Raw genomic sequence first — 21,748 nt, forward strand, 5'->3', positions numbered from 1 at the left:
TTGATTTTTAACGAAATTTCATCAAGGTCATTTGACCCGATCAATTATCTGCTTTCCAGCGGGACAACAGCGTCGTGAAGAAGTCCTTCCAAGACCTGGACATGCCGGGCCTTCGTTTCGCCATCCCAGTTCAGCTTCTCGCTCATGTAGTCCGTAAGGCTGTCTTTGTAAGTGCGGACCCAATTGATGTCAAAGAACAGCGCACCCGTTCTGCGCACGAAGAAGTCTGCCGGGACGGCAGCCATTTCTTCCTCGATCCCGTAATCCATTTCTGCCAGTACATGGACAGGAATGCGGCGTTCTGCTGCTTCATCTTTTAGGGATGGAACACGATCAAACAGGCGGTCTGCGTTCGAACCGTATCGTGCGGCGATCTGTCTGGCCGTCTCTTCGGACAGTCCAGCCTTGATCCCTTCGGCTGCTTTCGCTCGAATAAAATCCTCGAGATTTTTGGAGCCGCCGATATGGCCGCCTGAGATCGGCATCGTTTTTGTTCTGCAAGGACCGAAGTCTCTGCCGCCCTCTTCTTTTAATCGGTCTCTGACAAGATCAACGATATGCTCAGCCATTTTTCTGTAGCCGGTCAGCTTTCCGCCGGCAATCGTGATCAGTCCGGATTCAGAAGTCCAGATCTCATCTTTCCGGGAAATCTCGGATGGGTCTTTTCCTTCTTCATGAATCAGCGGTCTGAGCCCAGCCCAGCTTGATTCGACATCCTCGGCCTTGATTCCCAGTTCAGGGAACATATAGTTGATGGCATTAATGACATAATCCCTGTCTGCAGTCGTCATTCGAGGATGTTCCAGATCCTCGTTGTAGACGGTGTCCGTTGTGCCGACATATGCCTTACCGTCTCTCGGAATCGCGAACACCATGCGGCCGTCGGGTGTATCAAAATAAACGGCTTGTTTTAAAGGAAAGACCGATTGATCAAAAACAAGATGCACGCCTTTTGTATGCTGAAGGTGTTTGCCTTCTTTTGAATGGTCTTTTTCCCGCAGACGGTCAACCCACGGACCCGCGGCATTGACGATTTTTTTCGCGTGGACGCGGTATGTTTTTTTCGTGAAGACGTCTTCAATGACCACGCCGGTGACCTTGCCGTTTTCATAAATAAAATCGCTTACTTTCGCATAATTGACAGCCTCGGCTCCGAATTTAACTGCTTCTTTCATGACTTCGATCGTCAGCCTGGCGTCATCCGTCCGGTATTCGACATAATAGCCGCCGCCTTTCAGACCGTTCTTTTTCACGAGCGGCTCTTTTTGAAGCGTTTCTTCGGCATTCAGCATGCTCCTCCGCTCAGCTTTTTTGACGCCTGCTAAAAAGTCGTACACCCTCAGTCCGATTGACGTGCTGAATTTGCCGAAAGTGCCTCCCTTATGCATCGGAAGCAGCATCCATTCGGGCGTTGTCACATGCGGCCCGTTTTCATAGACGATCGCCCGCTCTTTGCCGACCTCAGCTACCATTTTCACTTCAAATTGCTTTAAATAGCGAAGTCCGCCGTGTACGAGTTTCGTGGAGCGGCTTGACGTTCCGGCCGCAAAGTCCTGCATTTCGCAAAGCGCCGTTTTCATTCCGCGCGATGCGGCGTCCAATGCCGTCCCTGCACCTGTAATCCCTCCGCCGATAATAAACACGTCATACTTCTGCTTCGTCATATTCTGTAAAATATCGTCCCGTTTACGGCTTGAAAATAATGATTCCATGTTCATGTCCTCCCTTGTTGTCACGGTAAAAAATAGAAAAAGAGACCACAAACATCCAAAGCGCTGATACTGCTTTGGTGCCTGCGGTCTCTCCTCTTCTCCAACCGTTTCTATTAACTTAATTAGATTGTAACATACATGCGGCTTATTTAAAAGCCCTAGCTGCATTTACAGCTTTCTTCCACCCGCTGTACAGACTCTCACGCTCTTTTTCTTCCATTTTCGGTTCAAAACGTTTGTCAAGCTGCCATTGGTCTTTAATCTCGGAACGATCGCTCCAGAAGCCGACGGCAAGGCCCGCTAAATAGGCTGAACCGAGCGCTGTTGTTTCATTGATTTCAGGACGTTCTACAGGGACATCCAAAATGTCGCCCTGAAAATCCATCAGGAAGTTGTTTTTGACAGCTCCGCCGTCGACTCTCAGCGTTTTCACCGAGATCCCGGAGTCTTCCTTCATTGCGTCAAGCACGTCTTTCGTTTGATAGGCAAGCGCTTCAAGCGTTGCTCTGACAAAATGCTCTTTCGTCGTACCCCGGGTCAGTCCGAATACAGCGCCGCGGACATCGCTGTCCCAATAAGGCGTGCCTAAACCTACAAATGCAGGGACCACATAAACACCATCGGCAGATTCTGCTCTTACAGCGTATTTTTCACTTTCTTTGGCGTCTTTAAACATTCTCAGCCCATCACGGAGCCATTGAATAGCGGAACCTGCGACGAAGACGCTGCCTTCCAGCGCATATTCCACCTTTCCGTCGATGCCCCAGGCGATTGTCGTCAGCAGGCCGTGCTCTGATTTGATCGCTTTTTCGCCGGTGTTCATCAGCATAAAGCAGCCTGTTCCATACGTGTTCTTAACCATTCCCTCTTCAAAGCAAGCCTGCCCGAACAATGCTGCCTGCTGGTCGCCGGCTGCACCTGCAATCGGAATGTTTTTGCCGAAGAAATGATAATCGACCGTTTCAGCGTATACATGCGATGAAGGCTTGACTTCCGGAAGCATCGATTTCGGCACGCCGAGAATATCGAGAAGTTCATCATCCCATTTTAGGTCATAGATGTTGAACATCAATGTTCTTGAGGCGTTTGAATAATCTGTCACATGCGCTTTTCCGCCGGACATTTTCCAGATGAGCCAAGAATCGATCGTACCGAAGAGAAGGTCGCCGTTTTCAGCTTTCTCCCGTGCCCCTTCCACATGATCCAAAATCCATTTCACCTTCGTGCCTGAGAAATAAGGATCAATTAAAAGACCTGTTTTTTCTCTGATCGTCTCTTCATAGCCTTTCTCTCTCAATTCCTGGCATATTTCCGCCGATTGGCGGGACTGCCACACAATCGCGTTGTAGACCGGTTTGCCGGTATGTTTATCCCAAACCACGGTCGTTTCCCGCTGGTTTGTGATCCCGATTCCGGCAATTTGTCCGGCTTCGATCCCCGATTCTGAAAGCGCAGAAGCGATCACCGACAGAACCGAGCCCCAGATTTCATTTGCATTATGTTCAACCCAGCCGGGGTTTGGAAAATATTGTTGAAATTCTTTTTGCGCAATATGGACGATTTCGCCTGCTTTGTTGAAAACAATCGCCCTTGTGCTTGTGGTGCCTTGATCAAGAGACAAAATGTATTTTTCCATTTTTTAAAACTCCCCCTTATATGTCTGTTAAGATTGCGTTTTTTTTAAATGTTGACCGATTGATCAACCGACTGTTTTTTCATATGAATATAGAAACCTAACAATATCACAACTAATATAACGCTTACAATCCAAAATGTGTTGGTGATGTGCCCTTTGAATGCGGCGTTGTAAAAAACACCTGCAAATGAACCGCCGAGCGCCGGTCCTAAAACAGGAATCCACGCGTACTTCCAATTTGAACTCCCTTTGCCTGCAATCGGAAGGACAAAGTGGGCAATTCTCGGCCCCAGATCGCGGGCAGGATTAATCGCATAGCCTGTTGTTCCGCCGAGCGAGATCCCGATCGCCACGATCAGAAATCCGACAACAAGCGGATTCAGTCCGTCAGTAAACTTGTTTGCACCGATCGCTAAAAGTCCGAGAACGAGAACAAAAGTCCCCAATGTTTCACTGAACAGGTTTGCAAATGTATTTGGAATCGCCGGACCTGTCGAAAATACTCCCAGTTTCGCGCCTTGATCCTCGGTTTCTTTCCAGTGCGGCAAGTAGTGAAGAAAAACGAGCACCGCTCCTAAAAATGCGCCGATCATCTGTCCCAAAATATAGGAAGGCACTTCTTTCCAAGGAAAATCTCCGACAAATGCCAGCCCCAATGTAACGGCGGGATTTAAATGCGCTCCGCTGATGCCGCCGACGGCATATACCGCCATGGCCACGCCAAGCCCCCAGCCGAAGACGATCACAATCCATCCGGATTGATGGGACAGCGATTTTTTCAAATTAACTCCTGCACAAACTCCTGCTCCAAAGACGATGAGCAGCATCGTTCCGATAACTTCCCCCCAAAATGCTGTCAAGGCTATCCCTCCTAAAATCTATTATGAAGTGTTATTTTAAAGATGAACACCATAGGCTCACCTTTTCCACTGTGTCTATAAGACCATAAAAAAACACAGCAAACTTTCTTTACATCATTGAGTAAAGAACTGCTGTGGTCTCCGGGTCTCCGTCACAATGTATTAACTTAGTAAAATCGTATCGTATAGTGAAAGCGTTGTCAATAATTTTTCACATTTTAAATTTTTACTTCCAGTATTTTTTCCATAAATCAGTGTCTGAGGTGGTGACTGCGGAAGCCCCTGCTGCAAGCGCCTGCTCGACGTCTTTTTCAGTACGGATAAACCCGCCCGCAAAGATCGGAATGCCGGTTTTTTCTTTGACTTCCTTGATCAGTTCCGGCACCACTCCGGGAAGCACTTCTATATAGTCGGGTCTGTGCTTTTTCACCAATTCAATACTCTTCTTCATGGCGCTTGTGTCGATTAAAAACATGCGCTGGATCGCATACACTTTCTTCTGCTTTGCTTTGGCAATAACGCTTGATCTTGTAGAAAGAATCCCCGCCGGCTTCATTTCCTGGCAAATGAATTCCGCACCGTATTCATCATGCTTAATTCCTTGGATCAAATCGACGTGCACAAACATTTTTTTCCCATGGGATCTGGCCGCGCTGATGACACCCCCCAGCTGTCCAAGGTGGATGTCAAGCAGAACCCCGTATGAAAATGGGCTGTCCAGGAATGTATCAAACTGCTTCATATTGCGTACCGCAGGTAAAATTTTTTGATCGTGAAAACTCATGTTCCATCTCCTTCACTTGCTATCTTGCTTCTGTATTACACTAATGGAATTTCCGCCTCATTGCAATCCTTTATAAACAGAAGCCGCTCGCGGTCCCCGGGCAAATCATTTTACATTTACCTTCATTCATGTCCATAATTTAACACAACCAACTCGAATGGAGGGAATTTTTTATGAAAGCGATCATCCATGAAGGAATCAAGGGCCTTTCAGGGCTGAAATATACAGATGTTTCCGACAAAACGCCCGGTCCGGGTGAAGTCAAAATCAGACTGAAAGCGGCCGGACTGAACCACCGTGACTTGTTCCTCTTTCAATCCAGGGAGGCGGGTGATGCCCCATTTATACCCGGCTCCGACGGAGCAGGCACGATCGAAGAGACAGGCGAAGGCGTTCAGGGCCTCGCCGTTCATACAGAGGTGATCATTAATCCGAGCATCGGCTGGGAATATACGGATTCTGTTCCGCAAGTACCCGACATTCTCGGCGGCCCATCTGACGGAACCTTCGCAGAGCATGTCATCGTCCCGGCGAAGCACGTGTTGAAAAAACCGGCGCACCTTTCCTGGGAGGAAGCAGGCGTCTTGCCTTTATCCGCTCTGACCGCTTACAGGGCTTTATTTACGAAAGGACATTTAAAAAAAGGCGAACACATCTTAATACCGGGAGTCGGCGGAGGCGTCGCCACAAATGCAGTGCTCATGGCAAAGGCAGCGGGCGCGCGGGTGACTGTAACCTCCCGAAGCGAAGAAAAAAGAAAAGAAGCGCTCCGCTATGGGGCGGATCTCGCAATTGAAAGCCGCGGTCTGTGGAAAGAAAGCTTGGGCGGGGAACGGGTTGATTTAATCCTCGACAGCATCGGTCCGGCAACTTTTGCGAATTATTTCGATGTCATCAAGCCGAACGGAAGGATCATCAATTTCGGCGCCAGCTCGGGAGACAGCATCCAGCTTCCGCTGCGCTCGCTCTTTTTCCCGCAGATCAGCATCATCGGCACTTCGATGGGCAGCCTCGAAGAATTTCGGCAAATGATTGATTTTATCGAACGCCATTCCCTTAAGCCGGTGCTTGATCAAGTGTTTCCTTTATCAGAAGCGGTTGCAGCCTTTAAACGGATGAAAGACGGAGAGCAGTTTGGAAATATCGCATTGCAAATAGGCGGGTAACCTCTGGGGAACGGCGGCTTGCCATGTCATCAGCCGCCGTTTCAAGCTGCCTTTTTGGTTTCGCCGGAAAAAAAGGCCGCCTGAAAGATTCAGGTCAGCCCCATAATGAAAGCAGCCACAGCACGACCGGTAGGGTGACGATGCTGAGCATTGTACTGATAAAAGTCGCGCTTGAAACGATTTCCGGCTTTGTTTCAAACTGCACCGCCATCAAAGTTGTATTCGCCGCCGTCGGCATGGCGGCCGCCAACACCATGATCTGTTTGACCAGTCCGTCGACGGGAAGAATCAGCGCAAACCCCAAGGCAATGAGCGGAGACACGAATAATTTCAGCAAGAGCGAGTAGGAAATTTTCCGGTATTCGATATGTTGAAAGGAGATCACCGCAAGCTGCATGCCGAGAATAATCATGATCGTCGGAATCGCGGCGTCCCCTACCAATTTAATTCCTGTCATTAACTGTTCGGGAATCGAAATATGCCCCAGCTGAAAGCATATGCCGAGCAGCGCACCGTATGCGACCGGCATCCGGATAACCCTTGTCATCACAATTTTAAATCCGCCCGCTTCAGGGCTTCCTTTCGCTGCATAATATATGCCGATCGTGCTCATGACAAGCTGCTGAAGCACCATCAGCACAACGGCGATATCAAGCCCGGCCGTGCCGTAGACAAGCAGGACGACGGGAGTGCCGTAGTTTCCGTTATTCATGAAAGCGGATGATAAAACGAGAGCGCATCGCTCCTGATTGGAATACCCGTGAACATATGAAATGAGGTAGACAAATAGAATCAAAATGAAACAGAGGCCGAGACAATAGACAGACATATAGATATAATCCATCGTCAGCTTGTTCTCATAAAACGTATCAAACGCTAAAAACGGAGACATTAAATACAGGGACATTTTAGATAGGTTCTGAATATCAAAATGAAGCAGCTTTTGTCCGATGAACCCGATCGCAAATATCCCGAAAACCGGCAGTAAAACAAGCACAAACTCCATGATGCACCTTCTTTTTATGTATAACCGTTCTCATTAATACTATCAATCATATAGAAAATTCCGTTTGTTTTCAACGGGGTTTCCAGCCCGTTTGCAGAAAAAGAGCTCCCGTATACCCGGCCCTGCTTGGCTAGGTGTGCGGCAATCTTCTTCATGTTCTGGGATGCGGCTGTGAGGGAACTTGTTCACTCACATTCTGTTTTCCCTGAAACAGACAAACGATTTTGTGGGCCTCCCATATATGCCGGGTGATGACTTTCTGGCGGTTCTTTGATCTTGGCAGTGCTCAAGCAATCGGCATGTTTCAGGATTTTTATATGACCGGCAGCCTTTTCGGTCTTGCTGGTTTGGGCAAATGTAACTGCCTTTTTCACTGTCATCATGAAACTTCCATATATCACTCCCCCCCCTTTCCGCGGGCAAATAAAAACCGCAGACAAAAGAAGACAACCGATGCCTCTACTGTCTGCGGGGAGTTGCGGATGTCCGTCTATTCCGATTTTAATGAGTGCGATAAGCATTGGTTAAGGAAGGACACGAACTCTTCCGCAGGATGAATGAGCCATGAGCTTTTCCTTGTGTATCACATTCAGGTTGACGTTGCTGTCTCATTGTCGTTCAGCTCCGTTGCTTTTTTCTTACTTTGTAAGCACACCCGCCTAATCCCATTTCATCATCATCTTTTTCCAAAAACGGACGGCATTTGTATGTTTCATCGGATGGATTTGCCCTTTGTTTATGATACCCGCTTTATTTCTTGTCTGGAGCGGTCTTTCTTGTGGTATCCAATAAAATAAATGAGACCGACAAACACGGCTCCGCCAATGACATTGCCGATAAAAGCCGGAATGATGTTTCCGATAAACTGCCCCCATGTGAACGAGCCTGCAAAAATGGCTGCGGGAATCACAAACATGTTGGCGACAACGTGCTGAAATCCGATGGCCACAAAAGCCATAATTGGGAACCAGATGCCAAGGATTTTTCCTGCTCCGTCTTGGGCGCCGAAAGAAAGCCATACCGCAAGACATACAAGCCAGTTACAGCCGATGCCGGAAATGAGAACCTTGCCGAAGCTCATATCCAGTTTTCCTTGTGCAACGGCGATCGTTTTTTCTAAATAAGGGCCTGTTTCAGTCAATCCAACCAAATGTCCGAAAAAGTAAGCAACAAACAGTGCGCCGATTAAGTTCATCATCGTAACGATTCCCCAGTTAACCGCCAATTGTTTCAGTGATATTTTTCTTGAAAATAAAGCCATCGCAACGGACATCATATTCCCTGTGATCAATTCAGCGCCAGCGAGCACCACAAGTATCAGACCGACAGGAAATACGGCAGCTCCGATCAGGCTGGACAGGCTTCCCCATTCTTTCGGCAGGTCGCCGATTACCCTGATATCAAGCAAGTACCCAAGCGCGATAAATGCGCCGCCTAAAAACCCCAATACAAGCAGAGCCGGCAGCGGGAGCTGTACTTTTTTCATTCCTGCTTCAATTGCCGCATCCGCTATTTCATCCGGTTTTCGAAAAGCCATACTAAACCCCTCCATGATTTCTTCTTTTCTCACAGTTATGGCAGAAAGACAATAAAAAAAGGCAGCACTCAAATAACCTGTGTCAACCAGGCGTTTGAATGCTGCCTAACTTGTATGCATACCCATACAACAAAATCAAGCAGTATTAAGATATCGAAAGAGAATATATACAGTCCGTGCATACATTCCATTGCTTTTGCCTTCTATAACTGTAGCAATATCCTATCAAATGTGATAAAAATGTGTCAACCCTGCCGCCGTTTCTCTCTTGCGAATGTATAGTTCCCTTCATACTTGACGAGTTTCTTGCCGTCAAGCCACCAGGTAACATTGAAAAGCCGGTCAAGAAAGTATCTGTCGTGCGAAACCGCAATAATCGTCCCTTGAAATTGGCTTAATGCTTCTTCAAGCATCTCCTTCGATTCGATATCCAAATGGTTTGTCGGCTCATCGAGGATCAGCACATTATGGTTTTGGTGAACGAGCTGGGCCAAGCGGAGCCGCATCCGTTCGCCTCCGCTTAAATTTTTCACTTTTTGAAAGACGGATTGGCCGAAAAACAAAAACTTTGCAAGCAACATTCTGGCTTCGCCTTCTGATGCAGAAACATGTTCACGGAATTCGGCTAAAACCGTGCGCTCTTCCTCCATTTCGCCGACATGCTGCGTCAGATATGCGGCCGATAAATTGCTGCCAAGCTGCACGTCACCGCTGTCCGGCGTTTCCTTCCCGCTAATGATGTTGAGCAGCGTCGTTTTGCCGCTGCCGTTCTCTCCGACGATGGCGGCGCGCTCCTGAAAACGGACATGCATATTGAGATTGTCAAAAAGCAACCGCTCACCGAAGCTTTTGCAGACATCCTCAAGCCTGACGACATCTTTTCCGCTTCGTTCATCCATGCTGAAAGCTAAATCGATCTTTTTGCGTTCCAGTACGGGTTTTTTCACCTTCCCCATGCGTTCCAAAGCTTTTTCCATGCTTTTCGCTCGCCGGTGCAGGCCGTCATTCGGAGGATTGGCGCGATTCGCCCATTCCTTCAGCCGCTTGATCGTTTCCTTCATTTTTTTGATTTTCTTCTGCTGATCCTGATAGTCATGAAATTCTCTCATGAGGCGCTCTTCCCGTTCATCGGCATAATGTGTATAGCCGCCTTTGGAAAAGTGAAGCTCTCCCTGGTCGATTTCAAGAATTGAGGTGACCGCTTCATCCAGGAAATAGCGATCATGCGATACGATGACTGCTGTGCCTTTGTACTGCTTTAAAAAAGATGTCAGCCATTCGATCGCTGTCAAATCCAAATGGTTTGTCGGTTCATCCAGCAAAAGCAGATCCGGAGCTGCCAAGAGAAGCCTGGCAAGACCCGCTTTCGTCCGTTCTCCTCCGCTTAACTCCCGCCACTCGGCATCGAGTAGCCGCTCAATATTCAAACCGTGCGCCACCCGTTCGATTTGCGCACTGATGCCGTAGCCGCCTTTTCGCTGAAATTCATCTTGCAAAGCCCCGTACTTTTCCAAAAGAAGACTGAGTTTTTCCGCGTCCTTTTCAACCGCCAATTGCCGTTCAATCCGGGAAAGCTTCTGCTGTGTGTCCCATAATGATGAAAAAACGTCATAGAGCAGCTCTTTTACCGTTTTCCTGCCGTCCCATGCGGGATTTTGCTCCAAGAGCCCCGTTGATAATCCTTTTTTCCAAGTCACAAGGCCTTCATCAGGTTTCATTTGGCCGCCGATCAGCTTTAACAACGTCGTTTTCCCTTCCCCGTTTCGTCCGATCAGACCGATTCGCTCCCCTTGGTGCAGGTCCCATGACAGCCCGCTGAAAATCGTATGTCCTCCGTATGTTTGCCCGACACGTTGCAAACTGCATATTATCATCTATCTTTCCTCCGCATCCCGTGAAGAGACACTGAGCATAAAAAAGACGGCAGAGCTTACACCCCGCCGTCAGCATCAGAAAATCCGATTGTGGGCAGATGTCTCTCACTGGTATTTTTTCCAATTGAATGTGTAAAAAAGGGCAGACTGATCCCGTAATACGCATTCCCCGGAAAAAATCGCGCGACAAATATACAGATGAGCTTGCATATCCGTCATGCGCTTACCAGTTTGATTCATCTTTTCCACCTCCTTTTAATAGTTACAATATATGAAAAATAGAGAGAAAAGTCAACATGAAAAGCCGGCCTCAAGCGGCCGGCACACGAATCTGCTATTTTTGATAATGAATCCGGTAGATGTCATGGCGTCTGTCTTTGAGCTGCCGGACCGTTCCGTCCTGCCGCTGCCTTCTGAGAATTTCCAGGTCGACATCGCCGATGACCACCATTTCAATGTTCGGATTGCATTCGCCGACGATTCCGTCCCTTGCGAATTCAAAATCTGAAGGAGCGAAAATCGCGGATTGCGCATATTGGATATCCATATTTTCGGTTTGCGGCAGATTGCCGACCGTACCGGAAATAACCGTGTACACCTGATTTTCAACCGCTCTTGCTTGAGCGCAGTATCTGACTCGCAAGTAGCCTTGGCGGTCTTCCGTGCAGAAAGGGGTAAAAATAATCTTGGCCCCTTTTTCGGTTGCGATTCTGCCGAGTTCCGGGAACTCGATGTCATAGCAGATCTGGATCGCGATTTTGCCGCAGTCTGTGTCAAAGACGCGCACTTCGTCCCCCCTGCTGATGCCCCACCATTTTCGTTCATTCGGGGTAATATGAAGCTTATATTGCTTTTCGATCGTTCCGTCTCTTCTGAACAAGTAAGCGATATTGTAGATCTTCCCTTCTTCTTCAACGAAGTGGGAACCGCCGATAATGTTGACATTGTATTTAACGGCAAGATCTGTGAACAGGCTGATATAGTCTTCTGTATATTCGGTAATCCGCTGAACGGCCAGGCTCGGTGAGCGCTCTTCAAGAAACGACATCAGCTGCGTCGTAAAGATTTCGGGATAGACGGCAAAATCCGCTCCCGCGTCTGAAGCTACATCTGCATAGTATTCGACTTGGTTGGCAAACTCCTCGAAGGAATGAATCTGCTTCATCTCATATTGAATCACACAGATTCTCACCGGAAAAGCTGATTTGTAATAGCGCTTCGTCTGCGGCAAGTAGTCGACATTATTCCACTCCATCAATGTCGCATATTTGCTTGATGCTCTGTCATCCGGGAGATAGTTCGGGTTGATCCTCATCATCGTAAATCCGTTCAACAGTTGAAACGAAAGGACCGGATCATAGATCTGGTGGTGGATGACTTGTTCGACATACTCCCTCGGCGTCATCTCGGAAGCGTACTTATGATAGTTCGGAATCCTGCCGCCGATGATAATGCTCTTTAAATTTAAGCGCCTTGCCAGATCTTTACGCGCTTCATAGAGACGGTGGCCGATCTTCATCCGTCTGTATTCAGGATGAACCATAACCTCGATCCCGTACATGTTTAAGCCGTCGGGATTATGATTCGTAATATACCCGTCGTCTGTAATATCCTGCCATGTATGTCTGTCATCATATTCATCAAAGTTGATCAACAGGCTTGAACAGGAACCGATCACTTCTCCGTCAAGCTCTGCGCAAAACTGGCCTTCCGGGAAGTGTTCCAAATGGCTTTCCAGATGTTCCCGTTTCCATGGGATCATTCCCGGAAAACATAGCTCTTGAAGCCCGATGATGCTGTCGATATCTTTTTCTTCAATATTGCGGATGACAATCTTTTTTTCAAAGCGGGAAAGATCCAGTTTTTCAGACACGTCCCATTCCTCCTCTGCCTTCTTTATGATGGGTCGGAAATTTTTTCGATCAGCTGTTCCAGCTCCATTTCCGCCATTGATTCCAAACGGTGGTCATAATGCTCGAACAGCAGGCTTTTCGTTACTTTATTCGGTACAATGACACATTTCATTCCGGCTCTTTTCGCGGCGATTGATCCGTTGACAGAATCTTCGAACGCAATGCACTCTTCAGGCTTCACACCGAGACATTCCGCCGCTTTTAAATAGAGTTCCGGGTTCGGTTTGACTTCCTCAACATCATCGGCCGTTCTGATGCACTCGAAATCATCGTACAGGCCGATTTGTTTCAAATGCTGAGACACCCATTTATAATCCGAGCTTGACGCCAGGCCGATTTTTAAACCGAGCTCTTTCGCCGCGGACAAATAAGCTTCCACACCGGGACGCGCTTTTTCGCTTTCCATTCTTTTCGTAAAACGCTCTTGCCTCAATTTCGTCAATTGCTCATGGTCCAGCTTTTTTTGCAGCTGTTCCTCCAAATAAGAGAACGGCCGGAATCCGGCGGCCGTGCCGATGACATTTCCCCAAACCGACATTGGCAGCTCTGAGCCGTGCTCTTCAAAAATTTCCTGGAGCACTTCATATTCGTGCGTTTCTGTATCTAAAATAAGACCGTCAAAATCAAATATCACTGCTTTAATCATCGCGCTTTAGCCCAACTCCTTTTGACTGTTTGCACCATTCATTGTATCCTTCTTGCCGCCCCTTGAAAAGAGAAGACACTAAAAACCGGTATGTATAAATGAAGAAGAGCCTGCTGTAAGAGGCAAGCTCTTCCGTTCTTACTGAGTCCGTGCCGGAGTGGAAATGTTCGTAAGCGCCTGTCCGGCAGATTCATTGGACATTTCGTTTACCGCCAGATCCCCGAGCGCCAAAATCCCGACTAAATGGTTGTTTTCGACGATCGGCAGACGGCGGATTTGACTCTGAGCCATCATCTGTGATGCTTCTTCAAGGCTCATGTTCGGGTTCCCTGACACAACATTTGTTGTCATCACGTTTGAAACAGGTGTCTGCCCATCCTGGCCTTCCGCTGTCGTTCTGAGCGTGATATCACGGTCTGTGATCATTCCTTTTAACACGCCTTGATCCACGACCGGGATCGCCCCTATATTATGGCGGCTCATCAACTCAGCCGCTTCTTGAACCGTTTGATTGGAAGAAATTGTTGCCACTTGTCTAGACATCGCATTGCTGATTGTCGTCAATAGACTGCACCCCTTTCGATTGTTAGTATGTACAGGTCATGCACATGCTAAAAAGGAAGTTGGCACCATTTCATTGTGTTTTCCGCTTATTTCTTATATCATCTTTTCATAAAAAGAAGAGCTTTTCCGAAAACGGAACAAGCTCTTTCAATTCAGACAAACCCGGCTTTACATCAGCATTTTATTGTCGGTATTCACGATATGAAAGTCGGCAGATGTCAGAGGGAAGTACAGACCGCAGTCATTCAGCTTGCGGCAGTTTTTATCGAACAAATCACGATCTTTCAGCACCCACCGGCGCTTCGCCTTAGTTAATAAGGCATGAATCAATTGCAGGCTTGTCATAATCTGAAACGCTTCATCGAGCGTTCCTTTGTATTCATCCTCTTTCAATTCAAGCACGCCCTGCTTTTTGAGTTCTTTTATTTTTTGTTTATTCAAGTACAATGGAAATATTTGATACAGCTCTGATACAAGCTCTTCTATATAAATTTCTTGTTCTTCAGTTGCTGCCTTTACAATTCGCAAATTGATCACCCTTCATCCCTTGTTCAAATCTCTTCAAACAGAATAGCATACATAAACAATGGGCTGTGAAGGTAAGTGTTTCCTAATGGCTCAACGCTTTTTACAGAAAGGAGCAGTAAAAATGAACCAAAAAAATCACGGCTTAATCTTCAGCGCAGGCAGCCGGCATCACGGCGAACATTTATTTGCATATTTAAAAAGAGAAGCGAAAGCATCGAAGCCTGTCATTCAATACTGGATCGCAAATGAGAAAATTAAAGTGAATCATAAACCCGTGGATCATAACGTTCAGCTTGAGTGCGGAGACAGCGTAATGATCGATCTCAGAGAGGAAGAAGAAAGCGGTATCGTCCCTGAATACGGAGAACTTCCCGTTCTGTTTGAAGATGATCATATGCTCATTGTCAATAAGCCGGCGGGAATGGCGACACATCCGAATGAAGCTGGCCAGACCGGCACGCTGAGCAACCTTGTGGCGTTTTATTTTCAAATGAACGGGGAGGAGCGAAAAGTCCGGCACGTCCACCGTCTTGACAAGGATACGAGCGGCGCTGTCGTTTTTGCAAAGCACCGCCTCGCCCACGCCCTTTTAGACGAACAGCTGCAAAGAAAAGAACTGGCGCGGACATATCTAGCTGTAGCGGAAGGGAAATTCAGAAAAAAAACGGGAACTATTTCGGCGCCGATCGGCAGAGACAGGTACCATCCCGTCAGAAGAAGGGTGTCCAATTCCGGACAGCCCGCCGTGACCCATTTTGAATCGTTAGGGTATGACAGCCGGCACGATGTTACACTATGCAGGCTGCAGCTGGAGACAGGCCGAACCCACCAAATACGTGTTCACCTTGCAAGCATCGGTCATCCTTTGTCAGGCGACACTTTATACGGCGGTTCAGAAGGGCTTTTTCCGAGGCAGGCTCTTCACGCGATCGAAATCAATGTCACCCATCCGATCACAAAAGAACGCGTCACTGTCACAGCACCGCTGCCGGATGACTTGAAAGACGAAATCGGACGACTGTTCGGCACGATTGATTAACCATAAAAAGGCTGTCCATTAAGGACAGCCTTAAAGCGGTTTTGCATACATAATATAGCGCTCAGGCGCATTTCCGACATAAGAAAACGGATAGCATGTCGTTAACAGCAATTCTTCTTTTTCGTGCTGCAGCGTGATGATGGATGTATCATCTTGATCAACAATTTTCGTGTGTGTGATTTCATATTCGAAGCTTCCGTATGGAAGCTCGATTTTCAGCTTATCTCCGATTTCCAGCTCCCCTGTTCTGCGAAAAACCGTATCCCTGTGCCCTGAAAGAACAATTTGCCCGTTTTGTTTTGGATAATAGCTGTCTTTATAATGACCGACGCCTTTTTCCAAATCATCGGGACTTGTTCCTTCAACGATGGGAAGCTGAGCGCCCAGTCTGGGTATATGGAGGATGCCTGCCGCTTCGCCGTTGGCGGGCTTAAACGATGCTGGCGCTGAGGGGTGCTTTGCCGAACGGACGGATTGACTCGATGCAATGGCTTCTTTTGCTTCAGTTAAAGAAATATCGGTCTGTCTGTTCATATCGAATATTTTCCAGCCGCCATATGCAAAAATGGCAAGCCCCGCCGTCATCAGCAGAAACGATAACATCTTCACTTTCATAGTTTTGCAATACCCCTTTTCCGCATATAAAGAATCGCTCCGAACATAAACGTCAGGAAGCCGTACAAAAGGAAACCGCCGTAAGAAGCCGCCGTGTCGGGCAGCTTGTGCTCTTCACGCGAATCTGACAGAAACGCATCATTTGACAGACCGTCCATCTTCTCCTCCGGCGCATCCGCCCCTTCACCGATCGTCACGCCTGCAACAGGAACAGCACCGCTCTTTGACGTATCGCCGGTATTGCCATGAACCGACTTTTCTCCGCTGTCATTGCCGGGCTTTTCTCCATCGCCCTTATCTCCAGCCGGTTTTTCTTCGTCATTCGGATCAGCGCCTCCGCTTCCCGGTTTTTCTTCGTCATCAGGATCTGCCCCGCGTCCGGGTTCTTCTCCCGGACGTGAATCATCTTCTGCTAATTTTTTGATTCGTCCTTCGGCAGCATAAGCGATCGGTTCTTTAAAGCTTTTGACAAATTCTACTGTAGCTTCGATATCTTCCGGACCTGTGACCGGATTTTTTCCAAGCCGGGAAATCGGCAAATACTTGCTGCCTGAAGCAGATGCCATAAAGTTGTTTACGGTCAGCGTATATGTCCGGTCTACATCAATCGGCGTTCCGTCCTCAAGAAAAATATCCGCGGTTTTGTTTGTTTTCGGGTCCCACGTGTAGGTAAAGCCGCTGATCGAGTAATCCGGGCCGTATGATGGGGATATTTGCGCGTCTATAATATCGTATAAATCCCTGCCTTTTATTTCAAGCCGGACGAGTACATTGCCGAAAGGCTGGATATTGAACAAGTCTCCCCATGTAATCGTTCCTTTTTTTAAATCTTGACGGATGCCGCCCCCGTTCATTAATGCGAAATCTGAATTCATTGCGCTCCGCATCCCGTCAGCAATCAGATTCCCGAGAGGGGTGTCTCCGTCGTTTGAATAGCCTCCTGCCATATCGTGTGCTGCTTCACCAACTTTCTCGCCGATGATCGGCGCAACCATCCGCTCATATTTATCCAGTATCTGACCGACTGCCGGATCAGGCTTGAGCTTTTCCTGATTCACATATTCGATTTCCGCTTTCTTTTGTACGATGTCTTTCGTTTCCCGGTCGATTTCAAGATCGACGATACCGATTGCCTTCCCGTATTCGTATGCTTGGACGATTAAAATATCATTGACTTGGCCGTTGACCACTTCATGATTGTGGCCGGCAAAGATGACATCGATCTCAGGATCTGCTTTTTTAGCAAGTTCGGCTGATTCACCGGTCACAACTCCGCCGTCCTGGGAAGCTGTCATATGGGCGAGCACCGCTATCGCCCGGACCCCTTTCGCTTTCAGTTCTTTTGCAGCCTGGTTGACGGCCTTTGTTTCATCTGTAAATTCAATTGAGCGAATTCCTTCGGGCATAACCATATTGGCGGCCGCTTGTGTCACAACACCGATAAAAGCGACAGGCACCCCTTCAACTTCAATGATTTCATATGGAGGAAGAAAGCTTTCCCCGTTTGTTTTCAACTTGCAATTGGCGCAGACAAGCGGGAAATCCTGTCCGTCATAGCCTTTTGTCCCTTTCCCTTCAGGGTGTTCGCCGCCGTTCAACATGCGCAGCAGCTCTTCGGTTCCTTCATCAAACTCGTGGTTCCCGACGGTTCCCACATCAAATCCGATTTCCTCCATGACTTCAACTGTCGGTTCGTCCTGAAGCAGGGAAGAAACCGGCGAGCTTCCGCCGATCATATCACCTGCGTGGACGATCAGCGTATTTTCCCGCTCGGCTTTTTTCTCTTTGATCAATGCTGCTGCATAATCCATCCTGCCGAATGTTCCATCCGTCCGGCCATCGCCGTTTAGATCGAGCTCATATTGTTGATCGATCTTTCCGTGCAGATCATTCATGCTTAACAGGCGCAGCGGAATATTGCCGCTTTGCTCTTTTTTCGAATAGCCTGCAGCTTCCGCTTCTTCAGCCGACGCAAAGAAAATTCGTCTTTCCACCGGAATCTCTCGCCACTTCTCAGGCGCGACATACGTTTTTTCCGCAGAGTCACCGACATGCCGCGTCAGCCCTTTGCCCTGCTCCCTGGCACGAAATTCAAACGGCATTTCGAGGAGCGGATCAGCGGGATTCCAAATGCCGATTTTCTCATCTTTCGCCTTTTTGACGGCGCTTTGAAACAATTGATAGTCTTCATCACTTCCAACCGGCCAAATGAAATAGGTGACGGCCATCCCCTTTTGAACAAGCTGCAAATTCGTGTTGACGCCGTCTTCAGTGATGACTTGGGCAAGCAGGCGGCCGTAGCTGTCTTTTGCTTCCTTGCCCACTTTCACAGTGACTTTGTCTCCCGGAGCCAATATAGACTGCAAATATTCCTTCGCTTTGTTGCCGTGTTTCAGCTGGTTTTCATCTAATTCATTTTTCGGCTTATGGTAAGTTTCGGCTGTATCTATGTTGACATAGCGGACTTTTGTAGATCCGAGAACCGGCTCTTTTAAGTGGATCGTATCCCCGTCGACAACTCGTTCGACAACGCTTTCGTATTCCCCTTCAGCAGCGGGGGGAGGATGCGCAATGCCGTCTAATATCTGAAGATCTTCCTGTTTTCTCGGCAGAAGCTGCACCGTATCATAACGGCTTAATATGCCGGTAATTTCGTACCATTGTCCTTGTTCTATCGAATCGGCGGCATTCGTTTGTTCCATCACCCTTAGTGTGAGCGGATGATAGTTTTCATCGATCATCGTGATATTATAGCCGCCGCCTGCCGGCGCATCCGGCTTTGTTTCAATAAATCCTTTCATCTTCACTAGCCGGCCTTCGTATTTAACTGCCGTTCCCTGATCGAGCACATCTTTAATGGTCAGCGGAACAGGGTCGGGCAGTACCGCTCCTTCTCCGGTTACTTCAATGCCTGACGGTACGGGAACGATTTCTGTCAATCCTTTGTATGTCGTGATCTTCCCCGTGACCGAAACGGACATTCCCTCTTTCAGCTCCGGAAAATCGCCTTGTGCAGCGGAATAGATATTGATGCCCGCCGTTTCGTCCTGAATAAATGTGGACAGTTTTCCTCCTCCGACAGCTGCTTGATCCGCAGTGACGATTCCTTTGATTTTGACCGTTTCATTTAAAAGCTTGCGCGCCTCGGCTATCGTTTTGATCTCCGGCTGGACTGGCGGCGCATCGCCTCCGGAAAATGTGATGGATTGAACGGATTTCAAACCGGGGGAATTAAAATATGTAGAGCGTTCGCCTTCAATGATGAGTTTTTTTCCGATGAGATGAGGGTTTGTCTTTAAACCGAACTGGTCTCTGAAAGATGCGGGTATCTGCACGGGGAGTATGTTTTCAGGTGATGTTTCCTCTTTTTTATCTGCGATTGCGATGTTATAATCGTTGGCGAAATTTCCGCTGAAACGATAATGGCCGCTCGACACAGTATGCCCGACGACATACCCTTCAACGGCTGCATGCCCTTCGTTGTGCTTAATCGCTTCTTCTACGGTAATCGTTTCTGAAGCGCGCGATACGTCCGCAAACGGCGCTAAAAAAGACGCAATCATCATAAGGGTGATCGTCAAACCAGCTAAAAAACGACACTTTAGAACATTGACCATATATTCGCCTCCCGTTTTTTGCTTCCTGTCAAGTTTATCTGATGATGATAAAGAACATATAATTTTTTTGTAAAATTTTCAAAAAAGAATGAGAACAGGGATGACCGCATTCTCATTCTTTAATCGGAAGCTTCAATTTTACGGTCGTTCCTTTTCCTTCCTCGCTTTCAAAATGAATGCTTCCGCCGTGATTTTCAATAATTTTAAATGTAACCATTAATCCGAGCCCGGTTCCTTTTTCCTTCGTTGTATAAAATGGCTCCCCAAGCTTTTCAAGCACATCTTTTGAGATGCCCTTTCCCTGATCTTCAAAGGTGATGAATACGCTGTCTTTTTCAAAGTAGGAACGTATTGTGATAAAGCCTTCAGCATCCTCCATCGCCTCGATCGCATTTTTTAATATGTTGAGGAAAACCTGTTTCAGTTCATTTGATACAGCAAGAATCTCAGGGAGATCTCCGCTCAGCTGTTTCTCGATCCGCACATTGTTCAGCACGGCCTGCGACTCCAATACCATGCAGACATCTTCAACAATCGAGTTGACCTGAACCGGATCAAATGTAGTCGATTTTGTTTTGGCCAATACGAGAAATTCGTTGATAATCGCTTCAAGCCTGATGAATTCGGACATCATTACTTCCGCATAGTCTTTTTGATATTTTTTAGACTGGATCATCAGCTGGAGGAACCCTTTCAGAGATGTGAGGGGATTCCGTATTTCATGAGCGATCCCGGCAGCGAGCTGCCCGACCGCTGACAGCATTTCCGATTTCAAAAGCATTTTTTCAGACCGCTTTTGGTTTGTAATGTCCTCGGATATCAGCATCACCTGATGCACGTTCCCTGCGCTGTCCTCCACAGGAACAAGGGAGGTTTGCTCCCACCTGTCCTGCTGCTCCCCATCCTGGTAATGAAGATCCCCTGACCATGGTTTCTTATCAAGGACGTGCTTCCAGTAGCGATGGAGATCATCACAGTGAAAATGCTTGCGGTAAATGTCAAATACATCCCTGCCGATGATGTCATCCTGTTGTTTTCTGAGCATCCGGCAGAAGCGTTTGTTTGCATAAGTAACCGAACCGTCGACCGAAGTGAGCAATATGTTGGCCGGACTTTGATCAATAGCCTGTGAGCTGATGTGCAGGGCCTCGTTTGTCTTTTTCAGTTCAGTGACATTCGTGAACGTGACAACAATGCCTTCAATCTTTTTCCCCGACGCATAATAAGGCATCATTTTCACGGCATACCAGCCGCCGTTTGGCATTTCGAACTCTTTTACGACCGTCTTGTTTTCATAAAGTGTCCGCTTTAAGTCATCGGCATACTCCTCATAGTTGAACCTCTCTGTCAGCTTATCGGCAGGCCTTGAAAGGTCATCCTTTTTCAGGTCGAACATATTGGCGGCTTCTGGCGTAAATAATTTCAATTTCAATTCCTGATCCAAAAAAACGGCGGCGATGTTCGTGCTCGTCAGCAGATTGTTCAGATCATTTTTAAGGGTGTTCAGCTCATTCACTTTCTTTTCAAACGCCCTGTTTAGCGCCGTTAATTTTTTGTTTTCTTCCTGAAGCTTTTGATTGGCGGACACCAAAGCGTCGTTGGACGCTTCGAGCTCTTTTACCGTCCGGTACAGATGTTGGAGATGAAGCTGGCCGTCCTCTCCGCCGGATACCGGCGCGCGGGCAGCCTCTTCTTTTGCTTTTTCGATAAACAGCACATAAAGCTTGTGATACTGGCGGAAGAAACTTTTTAATGTCAAATGAACAAAGGATAGTTCTCCGCTTAAATAAATCGGAACGTTTTTAAACGACACTTTTTTCTCTTTTTTTGCCCGCTGTAAAGCGGCATTGACCTGCACGGATAAGCTCGCGGGAAAAGCTTGATGAATGTTGCCTTTTGAACTTTTCAAATATTGATCGGCACTTTCTGAGGACGCGACAATTTCTCCCCGGTCATTCAGGATCAGACAAGGAAACATATACTGGTCGATCAAGGAAAGATAAATATCATCCAGCCTATGAAAACCACTCAGTTCATTGATTTTTTTATATACTTCTGTTTGCACCTTCGGATACACAGAATCATTACCAAATAAACCTGACATTTTTCCAACCGTCTCACTTGAGCCCAGCATTACAAAACTCCTCCTTTTCTAAGTGCAAAATCAAAAAGGAAAACACCTTTTTTGCATTTTCATGATGATTGGCAGCTGAAATCATTTACGGAGGGAGAATCCTTTACAGATCGCGCA

Annotated in this window: 17 protein-coding genes; 2 read left to right on the forward strand and 15 right to left on the reverse strand. The window is 47.4% G+C overall.

The window, feature by feature from the left end:
- Nucleotides 1-44 precede the first annotated feature (44 nt).
- From glpD to KI350_RS15040, 4 genes are all read right to left on the reverse strand, one after another.
- Nucleotides 45-1,712, reverse strand: a complete 1,668-nt coding sequence (gene glpD, locus KI350_RS15025; RefSeq protein ID WP_023856505.1) for a glycerol-3-phosphate dehydrogenase — start codon at nt 1,710-1,712, stop codon at nt 45-47.
- 145 nt (nt 1,713-1,857) lie between these two features.
- Nucleotides 1,858-3,348 (reverse strand): glycerol kinase GlpK, encoded by a 1,491-nt coding sequence (gene glpK, locus KI350_RS15030; RefSeq protein ID WP_023856504.1) that lies wholly within the window; start codon nt 3,346-3,348, stop codon nt 1,858-1,860.
- Between the two features lie 44 nt (nt 3,349-3,392).
- Nucleotides 3,393-4,208 (reverse strand): MIP/aquaporin family protein, encoded by an 816-nt coding sequence (locus KI350_RS15035; RefSeq protein ID WP_023856503.1) that lies wholly within the window; start codon nt 4,206-4,208, stop codon nt 3,393-3,395.
- Between the two features lie 226 nt (nt 4,209-4,434).
- Complete coding sequence (locus tag KI350_RS15040; RefSeq protein ID WP_020450708.1) at nt 4,435-4,992, reverse strand: glycerol-3-phosphate responsive antiterminator; 558 nt, start codon at nt 4,990-4,992, stop codon at nt 4,435-4,437.
- 173 nt (nt 4,993-5,165) lie between these two features.
- On the opposite strand from KI350_RS15040, the gene KI350_RS15045 reads away from it, so the two are divergent.
- Entirely contained in the window at nt 5,166-6,158 is a 993-nt protein-coding gene (locus KI350_RS15045; protein WP_025811830.1) for a quinone oxidoreductase family protein, read from the forward strand.
- Between the two features lie 94 nt (nt 6,159-6,252).
- Here the strand turns inward: KI350_RS15045 and KI350_RS15050 are convergent, their stop codons facing one another.
- The 8 genes from KI350_RS15050 to KI350_RS15085 all read right to left on the reverse strand — a co-directional run bounded on the left by KI350_RS15050 (nt 6,253) and on the right by KI350_RS15085 (nt 14,235).
- On the reverse strand, nt 6,253-7,164 hold the full coding sequence (locus KI350_RS15050) for an AEC family transporter (protein WP_020450706.1): 912 nt from the start codon (nt 7,162-7,164) through the stop codon (nt 6,253-6,255).
- A 185-nt stretch (nt 7,165-7,349) separates the two neighbouring features.
- A complete protein-coding gene (locus KI350_RS15055) occupies nt 7,350-7,547 on the reverse strand; it encodes a hypothetical protein (RefSeq protein ID WP_048350328.1) in 198 nt (65 codons plus the stop codon).
- A 353-nt stretch (nt 7,548-7,900) separates the two neighbouring features.
- A complete protein-coding gene (locus KI350_RS15060; RefSeq protein ID WP_020450704.1) occupies nt 7,901-8,701 on the reverse strand; it encodes a formate/nitrite transporter family protein in 801 nt (266 codons plus the stop codon).
- A 245-nt stretch (nt 8,702-8,946) separates the two neighbouring features.
- Nucleotides 8,947-10,575, reverse strand: coding sequence for a ribosomal protection-like ABC-F family protein (gene abc-f / locus KI350_RS15065; protein WP_020450702.1), 1,629 nt, complete (start codon nt 10,573-10,575; stop codon nt 8,947-8,949).
- 334 nt (nt 10,576-10,909) lie between these two features.
- On the reverse strand, nt 10,910-12,448 hold the full coding sequence (locus KI350_RS15070) for a bifunctional GNAT family N-acetyltransferase/carbon-nitrogen hydrolase family protein (RefSeq protein ID WP_020450701.1): 1,539 nt from the start codon (nt 12,446-12,448) through the stop codon (nt 10,910-10,912).
- A 23-nt stretch (nt 12,449-12,471) separates the two neighbouring features.
- The gene (locus KI350_RS15075) at nt 12,472-13,134 is read right to left on the reverse strand and encodes an HAD family hydrolase (RefSeq protein WP_020450700.1); all 663 of its coding nucleotides are present in this window, start codon (nt 13,132-13,134) and stop codon (nt 12,472-12,474) included.
- Between the two features lie 138 nt (nt 13,135-13,272).
- A complete protein-coding gene (locus KI350_RS15080; RefSeq protein ID WP_373368040.1) occupies nt 13,273-13,677 on the reverse strand; it encodes a CBS domain-containing protein in 405 nt (134 codons plus the stop codon).
- Between the two features lie 189 nt (nt 13,678-13,866).
- On the reverse strand, nt 13,867-14,235 hold the full coding sequence (locus KI350_RS15085) for a YhcU family protein (RefSeq protein ID WP_020450698.1): 369 nt from the start codon (nt 14,233-14,235) through the stop codon (nt 13,867-13,869).
- A 112-nt stretch (nt 14,236-14,347) separates the two neighbouring features.
- Between KI350_RS15085 and KI350_RS15090 the strand changes: the two genes are divergently transcribed.
- Nucleotides 14,348-15,265, forward strand: coding sequence for an RluA family pseudouridine synthase (locus tag KI350_RS15090; protein ID WP_020450697.1), 918 nt, complete (start codon nt 14,348-14,350; stop codon nt 15,263-15,265).
- Between the two features lie 30 nt (nt 15,266-15,295).
- Here KI350_RS15090 and KI350_RS15095 read toward each other — a convergent pair whose 3' ends face one another.
- From KI350_RS15095 to KI350_RS15105, 3 genes are all read right to left on the reverse strand, one after another.
- Nucleotides 15,296-15,880 (reverse strand): class D sortase, encoded by a 585-nt coding sequence (locus KI350_RS15095; RefSeq protein ID WP_020450696.1) that lies wholly within the window; start codon nt 15,878-15,880, stop codon nt 15,296-15,298.
- Nucleotides 15,877-19,497 (reverse strand): DUF6359 domain-containing protein, encoded by a 3,621-nt coding sequence (locus KI350_RS15100; RefSeq protein ID WP_212930513.1) that lies wholly within the window; start codon nt 19,495-19,497, stop codon nt 15,877-15,879. The genes KI350_RS15095 and KI350_RS15100 overlap by 4 nt, the downstream gene beginning before the upstream one ends.
- A gap of 112 nt (nt 19,498-19,609) precedes the next feature.
- A complete protein-coding gene (locus KI350_RS15105; RefSeq protein ID WP_212930514.1) occupies nt 19,610-21,631 on the reverse strand; it encodes an ATP-binding protein in 2,022 nt (673 codons plus the stop codon).
- Nucleotides 21,632-21,748 lie beyond the last annotated feature (117 nt).

Origin of the sequence: Bacillus sp. J41TS8 (assembly GCF_018333035.1) — a bacterium.
Lineage (GTDB): Bacteria > Bacillota > Bacilli > Bacillales > Bacillaceae > Bacillus > Bacillus paralicheniformis.